Source organism: Sphingobium sp. (genome assembly GCF_032153725.1).
GTDB lineage: Bacteria > Pseudomonadota > Alphaproteobacteria > Sphingomonadales > Sphingomonadaceae > Sphingobium.
Window position 1 is genome coordinate 45,416 of sequence record NZ_JALDYQ010000005.1, and the last position, 14,073, is coordinate 59,488.

15 protein-coding genes are annotated in these 14,073 nt (G+C 61.2%); 10 read left to right on the plus strand and 5 right to left on the minus strand.

The genetic code is table 11. The annotated features are described in order from the left end of the window. Positions 1 to 34: 34 nt before the first annotated feature. From RUH75_RS03335 to RUH75_RS03370, 8 genes are all read left to right on the plus strand, one after another. Entirely contained in the window at positions 35 to 733 is a 699-nt protein-coding gene (locus tag RUH75_RS03335; protein ID WP_313802162.1) for a TetR/AcrR family transcriptional regulator, read from the plus strand. Between the two features lie 117 nt (positions 734 to 850). Next, positions 851 to 1,471: a 4-hydroxy-4-methyl-2-oxoglutarate aldolase gene (locus tag RUH75_RS03340; RefSeq protein ID WP_313802163.1), complete on the plus strand. Its 621-nt coding sequence runs from the start codon at positions 851 to 853 to the stop codon at positions 1,469 to 1,471. A 15-nt stretch (positions 1,472 to 1,486) separates the two neighbouring features. Further along, positions 1,487 to 2,509, plus strand: coding sequence for an amidohydrolase family protein (locus RUH75_RS03345; RefSeq protein ID WP_313802164.1), 1,023 nt, complete (start codon positions 1,487 to 1,489; stop codon positions 2,507 to 2,509). Positions 2,510 to 2,511: 2 nt separating this feature from the next. Then, positions 2,512 to 3,507 carry a hypothetical protein gene (locus RUH75_RS03350; RefSeq protein ID WP_313802166.1) on the plus strand — a complete coding sequence of 332 codons (996 nt, stop codon included), beginning with the start codon at positions 2,512 to 2,514 and terminating at the stop codon, positions 3,505 to 3,507. Continuing rightward, on the plus strand, positions 3,507 to 3,920 hold the full coding sequence (locus RUH75_RS03355; protein ID WP_313802167.1) for a RidA family protein: 414 nt from the start codon (positions 3,507 to 3,509) through the stop codon (positions 3,918 to 3,920). Before RUH75_RS03350 ends, RUH75_RS03355 begins: the two co-directional genes overlap by 1 nt. Further along, positions 3,913 to 4,590 (plus strand): RraA family protein, encoded by a 678-nt coding sequence (locus RUH75_RS03360; RefSeq protein WP_313802169.1) that lies wholly within the window; start codon positions 3,913 to 3,915, stop codon positions 4,588 to 4,590. The genes RUH75_RS03355 and RUH75_RS03360 overlap by 8 nt, the downstream gene beginning before the upstream one ends. Next, the gene (locus RUH75_RS03365) at positions 4,583 to 5,242 is read left to right on the plus strand and encodes an RraA family protein (protein WP_313802171.1); all 660 of its coding nucleotides are present in this window, start codon (positions 4,583 to 4,585) and stop codon (positions 5,240 to 5,242) included. The genes RUH75_RS03360 and RUH75_RS03365 overlap by 8 nt, the downstream gene beginning before the upstream one ends. A gap of 10 nt (positions 5,243 to 5,252) precedes the next feature. Beyond that, positions 5,253 to 6,419 carry a cytochrome P450 gene (locus tag RUH75_RS03370; protein WP_313802173.1) on the plus strand — a complete coding sequence of 389 codons (1,167 nt, stop codon included), beginning with the start codon at positions 5,253 to 5,255 and terminating at the stop codon, positions 6,417 to 6,419. Positions 6,420 to 6,448: 29 nt separating this feature from the next. Here the strand turns inward: RUH75_RS03370 and RUH75_RS03375 are convergent, their stop codons facing one another. The 5 genes from RUH75_RS03375 to RUH75_RS03395 all read right to left on the minus strand — a co-directional run bounded on the left by RUH75_RS03375 (position 6,449) and on the right by RUH75_RS03395 (position 11,939). After that, the gene (locus tag RUH75_RS03375; protein ID WP_313802174.1) at positions 6,449 to 7,309 is read right to left on the minus strand and encodes a carotenoid biosynthesis protein; all 861 of its coding nucleotides are present in this window, start codon (positions 7,307 to 7,309) and stop codon (positions 6,449 to 6,451) included. An 83-nt stretch (positions 7,310 to 7,392) separates the two neighbouring features. Then, the gene (locus tag RUH75_RS03380) at positions 7,393 to 8,706 is read right to left on the minus strand and encodes a fumarylacetoacetate hydrolase family protein (protein ID WP_313802176.1); all 1,314 of its coding nucleotides are present in this window, start codon (positions 8,704 to 8,706) and stop codon (positions 7,393 to 7,395) included. Between the two features lie 51 nt (positions 8,707 to 8,757). Continuing rightward, positions 8,758 to 9,909: an alpha/beta hydrolase gene (locus RUH75_RS03385; RefSeq protein WP_313802178.1), complete on the minus strand. Its 1,152-nt coding sequence runs from the start codon at positions 9,907 to 9,909 to the stop codon at positions 8,758 to 8,760. 102 nt (positions 9,910 to 10,011) lie between these two features. Then, positions 10,012 to 10,944 (minus strand): VOC family protein, encoded by a 933-nt coding sequence (locus RUH75_RS03390; RefSeq protein WP_313802180.1) that lies wholly within the window; start codon positions 10,942 to 10,944, stop codon positions 10,012 to 10,014. A gap of 341 nt (positions 10,945 to 11,285) precedes the next feature. Continuing rightward, positions 11,286 to 11,939 (minus strand): TetR/AcrR family transcriptional regulator, encoded by a 654-nt coding sequence (locus tag RUH75_RS03395; protein ID WP_313802182.1) that lies wholly within the window; start codon positions 11,937 to 11,939, stop codon positions 11,286 to 11,288. Between the two features lie 272 nt (positions 11,940 to 12,211). Between RUH75_RS03395 and RUH75_RS03400 the strand changes: the two genes are divergently transcribed. Beyond that, on the plus strand, positions 12,212 to 12,736 hold the full coding sequence (locus RUH75_RS03400) for a cupin domain-containing protein (protein WP_313802183.1): 525 nt from the start codon (positions 12,212 to 12,214) through the stop codon (positions 12,734 to 12,736). 101 nt (positions 12,737 to 12,837) lie between these two features. Beyond that, entirely contained in the window at positions 12,838 to 14,037 is a 1,200-nt protein-coding gene (locus RUH75_RS03405; protein WP_313802184.1) for a cytochrome P450, read from the plus strand. Positions 14,038 to 14,073 lie beyond the last annotated feature (36 nt).

Below are 14,073 nucleotides of genomic sequence, written 5' to 3' on the forward strand. Positions count from 1 at the left end.
CATGCCGTCGATCGGGATCGAAGGAATATTGTCCATGGAAGCACCCGCCACCGACCGCAAAGGGGCGCAACGTGTCCGGAAAGAGCAGCAGCGCGCCATCGAGACACGCGAACGGATCATCGATGCGGCGATCGAGGAATTTGCGCGCCATGGTTTCGAGGGTGTTTCCACGCGATCTGTCTCGATCAATGCGGGCACTCGTCACACGCTGGTCACCTACCATTTCGAAGGCAAGGAAGGGCTGTGGTATGCGGTCATGGATCGGGTGGTGCGGTCGTTCACTACGCAGCAGCAGGAACGGCTGGAGGGCTTGCGTGGCGTTGACGAAGTCGTCCAGCTACGCCTGCTGCTCGAGGAATTCGTCCGTTATAGCGCGCGCGATCCCCGATTGCATAAACTCATGTCGCATGCCGCCAGCGAGGCAAGTCCGCAACTCGAGCGGATGATGGCCGAATATCTCGGCTCCTATTTCAAAATGATCGCCCGGCTCATCAAGGCCGCGCAGGTGAAGGGCGCCTTCGTCGCTGGTGATCCGAACCACCTCCACTATCTCTTCATTGGCGCCGCCACGCGAATCTTCATGCAGTCGCCGGAAGTCAATCGCGTGATGGGCGAATCGCCTTTCGATCCAGGCTTCATCGACAGGCATGTGGCGGCGTGTCTCGATCTGTTTTTCAAGGCTCCCGAAGCTGGGAAGGCCATGAAACGTCCGCCGCGTAGCAAGGCGCAATAGGCTGGGCATCGCCTCTCCCTGTCCAATTAAAATATTCCATATGGACAATTAAAATAGACATGATACTCCACTCCTATAATTTATCGTCGAGCCGACGAGGGGAGGGGTGCAGCCATCATGATCAAAACTTCTGTTGCGAAGGCTGCCTTTCGGGACATTCCATCCACAGCGACCCTTCATGAAGCGGTTGGTCGCAGGGGAGCGCTGCCTTCAGCCATAAAGCCGATCGACAGCGGCATGCGGGTGGTGGGGCCGGCGCTGCCCGTGCGATGTCCTCCCGGCGACAATCTGTGGATTCACCGGGCGCTGGCGGAGGCGGCGCCGGGCGATGTGCTGGTGGTCGCGTGCGGACCCGGCGACGAGTTCGGCTATTGGGGTGAAATCATGGCGACCGCCGCGGTCGCCCGTGGCGTCGCGGGGCTTGTCATCACCGGCGGTGTTCGCGATAGCCTGGCGCTGATCGACCTTGGCCTGCCGACTTTCGCGGGCCGCATCTGCATCCAGGGCACGGGCAAGGATCCCGCGGGCAACGGCGCCGTCGGTGAGCCTGTGCGCGTCGGCGCCGCCCATATCCGCAAGGGTGATCTTATCGTCGGCGACGCCGACGGCGTGCTGGTCCTGACGCCGGAGGAAGCCGAATGGGTCATCCCCGCAGGGCGCGATCGGGACAGCAGGGAAGCATCGATCCTTGAGCAGGTCCGCGCCGGAGCGCTGACCCTCGACGTCTACAATCTCTAAAATCGGAGCTTTGCCATGATCATTGATGTCCACTCCCATCTCTGGGCACCGCCCGAACTCAACGCCATGGGATTGAACCTCGTCGGCAGCGATGGGCATTATTCGGGCATGGAGCCGCAAATCTCCGATGACCGATATCTTGATCATCTGCAGACGCTGTTTCGTGCGCTCGACCTTGTGGGGACCAGTTTCCAGATGGTGTCGCCGCGCCCCTTCACCATGCTCCATTCCCGCGGCGCCAGACTGGTCGATGTCTGGACGCGCTGGACCAATAACGCGATTGCCCAGCAGGTCCGCCTGGCGCCCGATCGCTTCAAGGGCATGGCGGGCCTGCCGCAGGTGCCGGGCGAGCCCATTGAACGGGTCTTCCCGGAAATGGACCGATGCCTTGGGGAATTGGGTTTCAACTCGATCCTGATCAATCCGGACCCGACCGAGGGCACCGGCAACATGCCGGCCATGGGCGATCCCTATTGGTATCCCCTCTATGAAAAAATGTGCGAATATGACGTCCCGGCGCTGATCCATGCCGCATCCTGCTGCAACGGCCGGGAAACCTATGCCAATCATTTCATCACCGAACATTCGATCGCGCTCCTGTCGATGATCAAGGCGGGGGTGATGCAGCGCTATCCCGATCTCAAGATCATCGTCGCCCATGGCGGCGGATCGGTGCCCTATCAGGTTGGCCGCTGGCGCGCCGAGCGCGGCGCCTTCCCGGATTTGGGCAAGGGCAGCCTCACGGGCAAGATGAACGAGGCCGGCGGGACGTTCGACGATGCGCTTCGCGCCTTCCACTTCGACACCTGCCTGCATGCGCCGGAATCGGTGGAGCTTCTCATCAAGGTGGTCAGCCCGGACTGCGTGTGCTTCGGTACGGAGCGGATCGGCAGCGGGTCGCAGATCAATCCGCAGACAGGCCGATCCTATGACGACATGAAGCCCGATATAGAGGCCATGCCGTTCCTGAGCGATGGGGACCGGCACAAGATATTCGAGGGCAATGCCCGCCGGCTCTTCCATGGCCTGCCTGTCTGATCATGGCGCAGATCGTACTGGGCCTGGCAGCCTCGCACAGTCCGCTGCTGACACTGGACTGGCAGGAATGGCAACGCCGGGCCGAAGCCGACTATGCCAATGAGCGGCTCAACCTGTCGGACGGCCGCTTCGTGAGCTATGCGGAACTGGTGCGCGAAGTGGGCGAGCCTTACGCCACCATTGCCACCGCCGAGCAATTCCGGGAAGCCGAACAGCGCTGCCAGGCCGGTCTGGACCGGCTGGCCGATGCCTTGGCCGAGGCGGCGCCGGATATCGTCCTCGTCATAGGAGACGATCAGGGCGAATTGTTCCCGCGTTCGAACACGCCCATGCTCTCGGTCTATTATGGCGATGAGATCGCGACCAACGATGTCTGGGGGCGGGACGACAAGCCGGGCTGGATGAACGAGATGGCCAGGGGCTATCTGATGGATCAGGTGCACCGGCTTCCAGGAGCGCCGGAACTCGGCCTTGACCTCATCGCAGGGCTGGTCCGCCATCATGTCGATGTCGGTGCCGCATCGCATGTCGAGGACCCGGTCAAGGCAGGCTTTGGCCACGCCTTCGGATTCATCGCCGAACGGCTGTTCCGCGACAGGGCCATTCCGATGCTGCCGGTGCTCCTCAATACCTATTTCCCGCCCAATGTCATGACGTCGGCCCGCGCGTTCCACATCGGAGCCGCCATTCGGGCCGCAATCGAAGAAAGCGCGAGCGGTGCGCGGGTGGCGGTCATTGCCTCCGGGGGGCTCAGTCATTTCATCGTGGATGAGGAACTGGACCGCCAGGTGCTTGCCGGGTTGCGGCCCGGGGCATCGGACAAGCTGACGGCCATCGGCCCGGGCGCCCTGAATTCAGGGTCTTCGGAGATTTTGAACTGGATCATGGCAACGGGCGCTGTCGACCATCTACCGCTTGCCTGGACCGAATATGAACCCATCCGGCGGACGCCGGCCGGCACCGGCATTGGTGTCGCCTTCGCCTGCTGGAGCAATTGATGGAGATGATCGTGCCGGATGCAAGACGAAGCATCGAGATAGAGGGGTTCGACCATGCGGGGCAACCAATCCCCGCGGCGAGCCGAAAGGGTCCCCTGGTCGTGACTGGTGGCGTATATGGGCTCGACCCGGAAACCGGAACGCTTCCGGATGATGTCGGCGAGCAGGTCCGTCTGATGTTCGGGCAACTCCAGCGGATACTGGCAAAGGCCGGTGGCGGCTTTGACGATGTCGTGCGCATGACGGTCTATGTGAAGGATCCGGCCGCTCGGCCCTTCGTCAATGAGCAGTGGCTGCGCATCTTTCCCGACGCGGCCTCGCGCCCGGCTCGCCACACGCTGACTTATGAGCACCTGCCCGCCAATATGCTGGTGCAGTGCGATGCGATCGCGATGGTGACCGACCATGGCTGACGCCGCCATTACCCAACAACTGCTTCGCTTCGACAGCTGCATCATTTCCGATGCGCTGGACAAGCTTGGGATCAGGGGCGCGGTTTGCGGCCTTGCGCCGCAGACCCTGCCGGGTCGCCGGATCGCAGGCCGGGCCGTGACGGTGAAGCTTGGCGCGCCGATGGAGGGATTGCCCAAACGGCACCTGGGGGCGGGAGCCATCATGGCGGCGCAAAGCGGCGACATCATCGTCGTGGAGCATCGGGGGCGAACGGATGTCTCTGGATGGGGCGGGTTGCTCAGCCGCGGCGCGATCAGGAAGGGGGTTGCGGCGGTGATCGTCGATGGCTCCTTCCGGGACATCGACGAAGCGCGCGAGCTTGGCCTGCCGATCTTCGCCTGTCCGCCGGTTCCCGTAACCGCGCGCGGCCGCGTTGCCGAGCATGATTTCAATTGCCCGATCACGATAGCGGGCCTTGCCGTGATGCCGGGCGATTGGCTCGTCGCGGACGGCAGCGGCGTGGTGTTCATTCCCGCCGCGCGATTGGAAGAGGTGATTGGCGTGGCCAACGACATCCTCGCGCGCGAGATGCTGATGGCGCGGGACATCGATGCAGGCGTCGCGATCGGCGACGTCATGGGCGCGAGCTACGAGGATATGCTCGAACGAGCGGAGAATAAGAATGACTGACGAAAATCTGGTCGAGGAACTCAAGCAGGTCGGCGTGACTGCATTGTCGGATGCGCTCGATCGGCTGGGCATCGATGGCCAGGCCGTGGGGATCATGCCGGTGGTGCGGACGATGCGCTTTGCCGGCCCCGCCTTCACGATCCGGATGCTTCCCGTCGGGCTCACCGGCGGAGTGGTCGGCGACTATATCGATGAGGTGCCGCCGGGCGCTGTCGTGGTCATCGATAATGACGGCATTCTCAACCAGACCGTTTGGGGTGATATCCTGACCTTTGTGGCCCATTCCAAAGGGCTTGCGGGCACGGTGATCGACGGCGTGTGTCGCGACAGCGATCGCTGTGTCGAACTGTCTTACCCCGTTTTTGCACGGGCCAACACGATGCGCACCGGCAAGGACCGCACGACCGCCGACGCCTATAACGTGCCGATACAGATTGCCGGCGTGCGTATTGCGCCGGGCGACTGGCTGGTTGGCGATGCCGACGGCGTGGTTTCCATACCCGCCGACCGCGTTGGCGAGGTCCTTGGCATCGCGCTGGAAATCGAGGCGGCGGAAGATCGAATCCGCGCAGCGGTTCGGGACGGCGTACGTCTCGATGAGGCGCGCCGAGCGGTCAATTATCACGCGCTCCAGACGCCACGTCAGGATTGAAAGAGAATATATGTCGAGCATCGGTTTTGACGCGAGAGACATGGATTTCGTCCAGAATCCCTACCCATTCTACCGCCGTCTGCGGGACGAGGCGCCTGCCTATCATCACGAGGAAAGCGGTCTGTGGTTCATCTCCCGCTTCACTGACGTGGAGCGGGCCGCGACGGACCATGCAACCTTTTCGTCATCGCGGGGGAATGTGGTCATCGATTCACCAACCCGGGTCGGCAAGACCCTGGGTTCGATGGACCCGCCACGCCACGACGAACTGCGCCGGATCATCCAGCGCAGCCTGGCGCCTGCGCGGATAGAGGCGATCCTGCCGTTCGTGCGCGAAGAAACAAGGGCGCGGCTCGCCGCATTCGCCGACAATCGCCGTTGCGATCTGGTGGCCGATATCGGGCGCCCCATATTGTTCGGCGCGCTGGGCCGCATGCTCGGGCTTGATGCTGTTGGGGCAAGCAAGGCGACGGAATTGACGGCGGGCCTTTTTCATCAGGATGACGGCTTGCTCGGCAGCGTCCTGCAACCGGAAGACTTTCAGGCGATCTTCGCCTTTCTGGGCGAAGAGATGTCGAAACGCACGGTGGAGAAAGGCGACGATCTTATTTCCGTGCTTCTGGAAGCCCAGGCGAATGGCGCGCCGCTCAACGATCAGGAAATCGTCGCCAATCTTTCGACCGTGCTCATGGCGGGCAACGCATCCATCGGACATTTCTTTCCCAATTTGATGCACGCGCTCTGGCTTCACCCGGATCAGCGACGGCTGGTCAGGGAGGACCCTTCGCGCATCCTCGCGGCAATCGAGGAATCGGTGCGCTGGGACACCTCGACCCAGTCTTTTGCCCGGCACGTCATGCAGGATGTGGAAATCGCCGGCCAACGCATTCCCGCCGGTTCGCGCGCACTGGTCCTTTTCGCGTCAGCCAACCGGGACGAACGGAGCATTCCCGAACCGGACCGTTTCGACATCGAACGCAAGCGGGTCCGTCATTTCGGTTTCGGCCTTGGTCCGCATGTATGCGCGGGTACGCAGGTTGCGCGAGCGATGCTGCGCGAGATGTTGCAGGTCCTTTTGCCGGTGATGGGCGACTTTGATCTCGACACCGCCAATGCCGAGAGGGTGAAGCACGTCATGGTGCGTGGCTTCATCAATCTCGGCGTCGAATGGAAATGATCGGCGGCAAGACGGCTTTCTCGCCGTCTTCATTGCCCTGCGGAAAAGCGCCGCCTTCTTTCCTCAAGAACGCGATGAAGCGTGAGGATCGCGACGAAGAACATGGTAAAGACGGTGACTGTCGCCATCGAGCCGACGATGTTCTTCTCATGCCACACAATACCCGTGGCGTCTGTCGCCAGTCGGTCGGAAAATGCCAGCCAATCGATGATTACGGAAAGCCCCATGCTGAAATAGGCCAATATGGGCGCGACCGCGCCAGTGTAGGACACGTCGCTGGCGACAGGCTTGTCTGATCTTGCAAGATAAAGAGCGAAGATTTGGAAGAACAAATAGGTGGTGAACCACCAGCCCAGAAAATTGCTCTCCGGCACGCCGAAAAGATTTCCACCTTCTTCCCAGATCCAGAATTTGCCGATCGTCGAGGCCTGTGGGTCCGTCACCAGATCCCACATGGTCATGATCGCGCCGGCGATCAGGGGAAGGATGAAAAGGTTGGTGGATCGCCGCAGCCTGCGATCCACCTCACCCAGCAGATGGTTCGCCACAGTCCAGCTGATATAGCCCAGACTCGCATAGATGGGGCCGATCATGAAGGGCACCTCGAAGACCTTGCCCGGCCCGGTATAATGGTAGTGACCGAAGGGAACGCCCGTGTGGATGCTCAAATTCTCGATCACATTGGAAATCGTGATTGAAATCACCCAGAATATAAGCGCGCTCCGCCACCCGTATCGCCGAATGGCGAGGGTCAGCGCGAGAGGAAAAGACGCGAGGAACATGAAGAGGGCGTTCCAGCCGAACAAATATGTGCCCATCGTCGAAAAGCCCAGCGTTGCCACGGCGGATAGCCAGCAGATCCAGGACACGCTGCTCCATTTGCCTTCCACATCCGCCTCCAATCTGAATAGTGCGATATAAATGATACGATACGTACCGTACTATATTGTGACGCTAACGCAACCCTAATCCTTCATGATGCGGGCGCGGAGCGGGCATCGCCGCACGCGGGCGCAGGATGAATCGTGCCCTCGCAATGGCCAAAACCGATGGAAACAAATCCCTCGGCGATTGCGCGACCGCGCAGAATCACGGTGTCGCCATCCTCCAGCATCGATCTGCCGGAACCGTCGGACAAGATGATGCGGCGCCCGGCCTGCAACGGAAATTCCGCAAGGCAGGCGCGAGAGTCATCGGCAGGTCCGGAAAGCGTGCCTGAGGCGACAAGATCGCCCGATTCCAGCGGGGCGCCATTCGACGCCTGATGCGCGATCATCTGGGCCAGGGTCCAGAAGAGGTGGCGCGTGTTCGTCCGGGTGATCTGAATCCGGCCGCCATGGGCGGTACTCAGATCAGCCGTCACCTCTATGTTCAGCGCGCCGCCGGCACGGTCGCTCAGATCGAGCAGATGAGGCATGATCGCTGGCTCGCCCTTGTCGCGTCCTCTGGCCGCGACGCGGAAGGGGGCGAGCGCTTCCATGGTCACGATCCACGGACTGACGGAGGTGAGGAAGCTCTTGCTCAGATAAGGTCCGAGCATCGATTCGAATTGCTGGATGGCGCGGGCCGACCAGTCATTGACCAGACAACATCCGAACATCGCCTCGCCGGCGCGCGCGACCGGCCATGGCTCGCCCAATCTGTTTCCCGTGCGAAGCCAGACGCCCAGCTCAGCTTCGAAATCGAGCGACGGTTCCGGCCCGAAGTGGATATCGTCGCTTCCTGGAGAGGTCTGGAACTGGCCGCAGGGACGGACCACCGCCGTGCCGCTCGCCCGCACGGAACTGACCCGGCCGTTATAGCCGATCGGCAGGGACATTGCCGCCAGCGGCGCGGTGCCGACCAGACGCCGGATATGATCGATGGAGGTGCAGAAGTCGGTGAAGGCGGTGGGGCGCAGCGGCAGCAGCATTTGCGCCGAGCGCATCGGCACCAGGCAGGACGCCAGGCGGTCCCGGTCCTGTGCGCCATCCGCGCGAAACAGGTTCGACAGCGCCATGCGCAGCGCACTCACTGCGTAGGGCGACATGGCAAGTAATGGAGCGAGCGTTTCGCCAGATGCGGCGGCGACCGCATCTCTGCCGCCGCCGGAGAGAATGCCTGCCTGATGCATCGACGCCAGATCGATGATCTGATCGCCGAGCGCCACGCCGCACCGCGTTCGTCCTGCTTCATGAAACAGGCCGAAGGGCAGATTCTGGATGGGGAAGTCGCCATTGGCGACATTGGCGCTGTCCACCCAGCTTTTGCGATGGGGATCATGCGTCGCGTTCAGTTCAATATGCATCAGACATCCTGCGTCGTGGAAGGCGCCCCCGGATCGGCAAGGATGGATCTTTCAGCCCAATTCGGCGAAGGTTTCCGCGCACCAGTCAGCGACATAGTCCCGCATCACCGTTCCATTGTCGGCGCCGCAATGCTCGACCTCGAAATCGGCCTGCGTGAAAATGCGAAGGGTCCGCTTGGCGCTGGCCGTGGCCTGTTCATAGCTGCGGTGGGCATTGGCCACCGGTATCTGGCGGTCATTCTCGCCATGCGTGATCAGGAAGGGCGCGGTGATCTTTTCCACTTGTCCATCCAGCGTGATCTGATCGGCATATGCGAGAAAGGCATCCCGGTCGTCGAAACCGAACACCCACATGACATGGTCCCAATAATGGGGCACGGGATTTTCACCCTCGTTGGCAACGCGCTGACGCTGGCGTTCGCCCCAGACATGATTGGCCCCCAGCACGGCGCACAGGGCGTAACGCGGGTCGTTGGCCACGACGCGTGGGGCGTGATAGCCACCGAAGGAGGGGCCGTAGACCCCGACCTTGGAATGCACCACGTCGCTGCGGGTCAGCAGATAATCATAGGCGGCGCTGCCCCATTGTTCGGAATCGAAGATTGCGGGCATGCCGCGCCGCCTGATCGCTTCACCGGTTCCGGGTTGATCGATGATGAACGTATTCATGCCCCGCTCCAGATGGACGAGTCCCATGCCGGACAGGGCGGCCTGCTCCTTCATCGAATCGAGGCCATTGACCGCGACGAGCGTGGGGCGCGGCGTACCGGACCCGTCGTGGATGAAAATGCCGGGAAAGGATGTGTCGCCATAGGGAATTTCCACATAGTCCGCGAAGTGACCGCGCAATTTCGCGCCCTTGTGGTAAAGTTCCAAACCACGGTCATAGGCCGCCTTGCGCAGCGGATGGTCACGGCTCTGCATGCGCTCTGCCGCCAGGAAATAGCCTGCCGCGCGCAGATATTTGGTCCCCGCGGACAGTAGCCGTCCGGCCGCCTCGTCCACTGCCCCGTTGGCGGCGACCTGATTGGCGACGCGCACCCAGCTATCGAACATCTGCGCGGAGCCGGCGTCGGAACCGGCCTTTGCGGCTTCCCGGATCGGTCGGTTCGCCTCATCGATTTCGCCGTGATTGCCGCCGCAGCACAGGGCAAGGTTGGTGGCGAGATTCCAGATGTAATTACCGGGAAACGGTTCGAACATGCGGATTTCCTTTTGCTTGATTCGTGATTGATTGCCGCAACCCTGTCCGGCTGCGCCTGCCGATGCTCGGCATGACACCGGCGAAGCGCTGGCTGCCCTCGCTCAGTCCCTGCTCGGCGGCGGACCGCCGCCGGGCGCCCATTTATCGATATTGCGCAGCAGGAAGATCTGCGAATTATCCGGATGCGGTGGCGAGATGCGCGGTTCCCAGGCCTCGTCGAGCCGATCCATGTCCGCATCATATTCGATGGCGGCGCCCAGCGGCGACTTGAAGTACCAGAACCAGTTTGAACCGAAATTGTGCCGCCCCGGCCCCCAGAAGGATTCATAGCCCTTCTGCCGGAACCGCGATCCGGCAAGCATCAGCGCCGTTGGCCCCTGCACGTGGAAGGCGAAATGCTCCAACCCCTTCATGTGCTCGGGCGTTTCGATCATGAACAGTGCATGATGATCGGCGCTGCCACGCGGACGCAGGAACGGACCCATTTTGAGAAAGCGGTCGGTTTCGATGAATTTGAGCCGTTCGATGTAGAAACGGGTCATCCTTTCGGCGTCAGGAACAAAATAGACGACATGACTTAGCGTGACGGGGCGCGCATCGGCCTGTTCGTTCGAGCCAATCTCGTTCATCGGCCTGCCGTCGGCATGACCGGGCGAATTGACATATTCCGCATCGGCCTGGAACGCGCGGCGGCGCGTGAGCTGAAAGCCGATGGCAAAACCCAGATCATCGACCGTGGACAGCGACCCGTCCGCCGCCCGAACGACCTGGCGGTCCCTGCCCAACTCGATCTCGATCCCGTCAAGAGTCGCGGCATCGGCAACGCCCCAGACCGTCCTGCGCAGCGTGGAACCGCTCGGCAGCGCCGGTGGAAGGAGCGGATCATCAATCGCCTTCAACGTGATGCAAGTGCCATCCATTGCTTCGAACTGGCCATTGCCAACGTCGGTCAATCCGTAGTCTGTCAGAAACGTCGCGCAGACATCGATATCCTCCACCCCGAAAATCAGCTCATCAGGTCCGATGATATTCATGGCATCCTCTTGTTCCTGCAGGTCGGCAGGCAGGAGCGGGCATTAGCCTTCCGCAATCCGGCCTCCAGACTTATAATCGAAACGTATAGTATCGTAATTAACCTGACAAGCCGTCACGGCCCTGCATGCCGATTTTCTTCATCCGAATCGGCCAGGTGCTTCGGCTGAGTAGCCGCAGAGGCGAAGCTATTTTTTTCGCGCAAGGCGCGGCCCCGCAGAACGTCCATCTTCATACGATAAGATTAGATGTCTAATCAATTATGTCAATGGGTTTCCGCGATTCCGATACCGGGTGTATCATATGTTCCCCCAGGCAACCGCTCACCTGCGTACTGCACGTTTCAAGGGCGCCTGCCCGAAGCGTTATCAAGCCCGAACATGGAGAAGACCAGGGATGCGAGCTGATCCGCGAAATCCCGATGGAGCGCTGCCGAACCCAGAAGCAGCCGCGCATAGATCGGCCCATAGAGAACTTCCGTCAGCAATTCGAGGTCGACATGGGCCGGGATGCCGCCCTGCTGCCGCCAGCTTTCCAGGACCTCCCTTACGGCTGCCCGCCGCCCATATTGAAAGCGTTCGCGAAATTCCCGCAGCAGGGCGGCGTCGGACTGACCCTCCGCGATGATCTGCGCGACGATGCGCCCGGCCCACCCCGAATAGCTGTCGATCAGCGCAGCGATATGGTCGACCAATGCTTCAGCTGGCGGCAGATCATGCCGCATCGGGGTTCTTACCAGATGATGTTCCATGAAGGCGTCCAGCACGATCGAGGCTTTCGAAGACCACCAGCGATAGATGGTGGCCTTGCTGACGCCTGCTTCGCGCGCAATGCCCTCGATGGAGATCGATTGCAGAGTCTCGCTTTCGAGCAATTTCAGCGTGGTGGCGAGAATGACTTTCCGCGTTTCTTCATTGCGAGGACGACCGATACGGCGCGTCTCGGCAGGCGCAACACCGACCGTCGCTCCCCGGCTTCGTTTCTTCAGACCCGACATGCTTCCCCACTATCGCGTATCATTGGTACAGACAATCGACTCTTCTGTCATGCAACGCCTTCGCAAGCATATGTCCAATCCGCATGGACCGCTTTGCCGCGATGCCATCTTTCGAAAAAAGGTAACGATACGATCCGTCCGATATATATTGGGGGCATCGATTAACGCAAGCGGACGAGTTTCCACGGTCAGCTGCCCCGGCTGGCAATAGGGGTAGACAAGATCACACGTAATACGGTACGTCCCGTATCGATTTATGATCGGGAGGGAAGATGACCGAATTTGGCCAAGACATTCGTCCGGTGCGCCGCATCGTCACCGGGGAGAATGCGGAGGGGCGCTCCGTGATCCTGTCTGACGGCGACACCCCAAATTGGGTGAGGCCCAAAGCCGGCGGCAGCGCGGCCCAGGTGGTCTGGGCGACCGGGGATTCCGCTGCGCAGGGTGCTGATCCCGCGCCGGCCGGGCATCCATTCGGCTTCCACAGTCCCAACGGCACAATCCTTCGCATCGTGGATTTCGCGCCGGACGATGCCCAGAACACGGACATGACGATAGCATTTCTGGAGGAAAACAAGGTGCGTCATGACGACAAGGCGCGCCACTTCATGTTCCATCGTACTGAATCGCTTGACTATGCGATCGTGCTCGAGGGCGAGATTTACGCGATGATGGACGAGGGCGAAACGTTGATGCGGGCGGGCGATGTGCTGATTCAGCGCGCGACCAGCCACAGCTGGTCCAATCGCTCCAACCGGTTCTGCCGGATGGCTTTCGTTCTCATCGCCGAAGCATGACGGATCGCCACTGGCGCGCGCGCTGGCTTTCCCCACTTGATGCTATTTGATTAGACGTCTAAATAAAATGCGAGGCTCGATTGCTTGAAAGGGAGAGGAAGATGCAGCCGAACAGGCAGGCGGACGAGCTGAGCACAAGCGTGCCGGCATCGGATTGTCTCTATGATCCGCGCGATCCGGCCACGGTGGACGATCCGTTCCCCGCTTTTCGCCGACTGCGCGACGAGGCGGCTGTATATCAGCTGCCTGACGATCCGGTATGGGTGCTGTCGCGTTTCGCCGACATCGAAGCTGCAATGCTTGACTGGCAGACCTTCTCTTCGGCGAAGGGTAACATGGTCTATGACGATCCCCGCCGTGTAGGCCGCACGATGACCACCAATGATCCGCCTCGCCATGATGCGCTGCGCCGACTGGTGGGTTCGGGTTACACGCCGGGCCGGGTGAAGGCGCATGAGGGGCGCATCCGCGACCTCGTGGCAAATCTGATCGATCGCATTGATCTGGAGAATTTCGATTTCATCACGCAATTCGCCTCGCCGCTGACGGGAGGCGTCATCGGATCGCTGATCGGCGTGCCGGAAGAGAATCTGGAGGAGTTGCGGATCGCGGTGGACGAAGCGTTCACGCCCGTTGACGGTCATCCGGAGGGGAGGGGCCTCACCGATGTCTTCGAATTCATGATGCGTCTCATCGAGGTGCGCCGAAACGACCCGCGCGATGACATGCTGACCGCTTTCCTCAAGGGCGAGGAGAACGGGGTTCCAGTGGGCGATGTGGATGTCGCCGTGCTTTGCGGCTCCATCCTTGGGGCTGGCTTCCTCTCGACCGCGCATCAGATGGGAAACATCATGCTCGCGCTTCAACGCACGCCGGAGCAGAGGCAGATGCTGCTTGACGATCCTTCGCTGACCACGGCCGCCATTGAGGAAGGTCTGCGCCATGACGTGAGCACCATGAGCTTCGCGCGGCAGACGACGCGCGATGTGGAGCTGCACGGCGTCACCATCCCTGCCAATTCGCGCGTCATGCTGCTGCTTTCCTCCGCCAATCGTGATGAAAGGAAGATCGAGGACCCCGAATCGTTCCGCATCGATCGCGCGAACAAGCGGCACATCTCTTTCAGTACCGGCATCCACCATTGCCTGGGTTCCTCGCTCGCGCGACTGGAGATGCGGATCGCCTTCGAGCAATTGCTGCCGCGTCTGGGCCATTTCGAACTGGATCTCGATCGGGCGGAGCGCGTCAATTCGCTCAACTTCCGCGGTTTTCGCCGCCTTCCCACCCACGCGCGACCCTGAAGGGCACGCAGGAATCCCCAGAGGAAAGGAAAAACA

Excerpts from the sequence above, each read along its gene's own strand:
- RUH75_RS03405 (WP_313802184.1), top strand. The coding sequence starts at position 12,838 with ATGCAGCCGAACAGGCAGGCGGACGAGCTGAGCACAAGCGTGCCGGCA.
- RUH75_RS03360 (WP_313802169.1), top strand. The coding sequence starts at position 3,913 with ATGGCTGACGCCGCCATTACCCAACAACTGCTTCGCTTCGACAGCTGC.
- RUH75_RS03340 (WP_313802163.1), top strand. The coding sequence starts at position 851 with ATGATCAAAACTTCTGTTGCGAAGGCTGCCTTTCGGGACATTCCATCC.
- RUH75_RS03380 (WP_313802176.1), bottom strand. The coding sequence starts at position 8,706 with ATGCATATTGAACTGAACGCGACGCATGATCCCCATCGCAAAAGCTGG.
- RUH75_RS03395 (WP_313802182.1), bottom strand. The coding sequence starts at position 11,939 with ATGTCGGGTCTGAAGAAACGAAGCCGGGGAGCGACGGTCGGTGTTGCG.
- RUH75_RS03370 (WP_313802173.1), top strand. The coding sequence starts at position 5,253 with ATGTCGAGCATCGGTTTTGACGCGAGAGACATGGATTTCGTCCAGAAT.
- RUH75_RS03365 (WP_313802171.1), top strand. The coding sequence starts at position 4,583 with ATGACTGACGAAAATCTGGTCGAGGAACTCAAGCAGGTCGGCGTGACT.
- RUH75_RS03390 (WP_313802180.1), bottom strand. The coding sequence starts at position 10,944 with ATGAATATCATCGGACCTGATGAGCTGATTTTCGGGGTGGAGGATATC.
- RUH75_RS03355 (WP_313802167.1), top strand. The coding sequence starts at position 3,507 with ATGGAGATGATCGTGCCGGATGCAAGACGAAGCATCGAGATAGAGGGG.
- RUH75_RS03345 (WP_313802164.1), top strand. The coding sequence starts at position 1,487 with ATGATCATTGATGTCCACTCCCATCTCTGGGCACCGCCCGAACTCAAC.
- RUH75_RS03350 (WP_313802166.1), top strand. The coding sequence starts at position 2,512 with ATGGCGCAGATCGTACTGGGCCTGGCAGCCTCGCACAGTCCGCTGCTG.
- RUH75_RS03385 (WP_313802178.1), bottom strand. The coding sequence starts at position 9,909 with ATGTTCGAACCGTTTCCCGGTAATTACATCTGGAATCTCGCCACCAAC.
- RUH75_RS03335 (WP_313802162.1), top strand. The coding sequence starts at position 35 with ATGGAAGCACCCGCCACCGACCGCAAAGGGGCGCAACGTGTCCGGAAA.
- RUH75_RS03400 (WP_313802183.1), top strand. The coding sequence starts at position 12,212 with ATGACCGAATTTGGCCAAGACATTCGTCCGGTGCGCCGCATCGTCACC.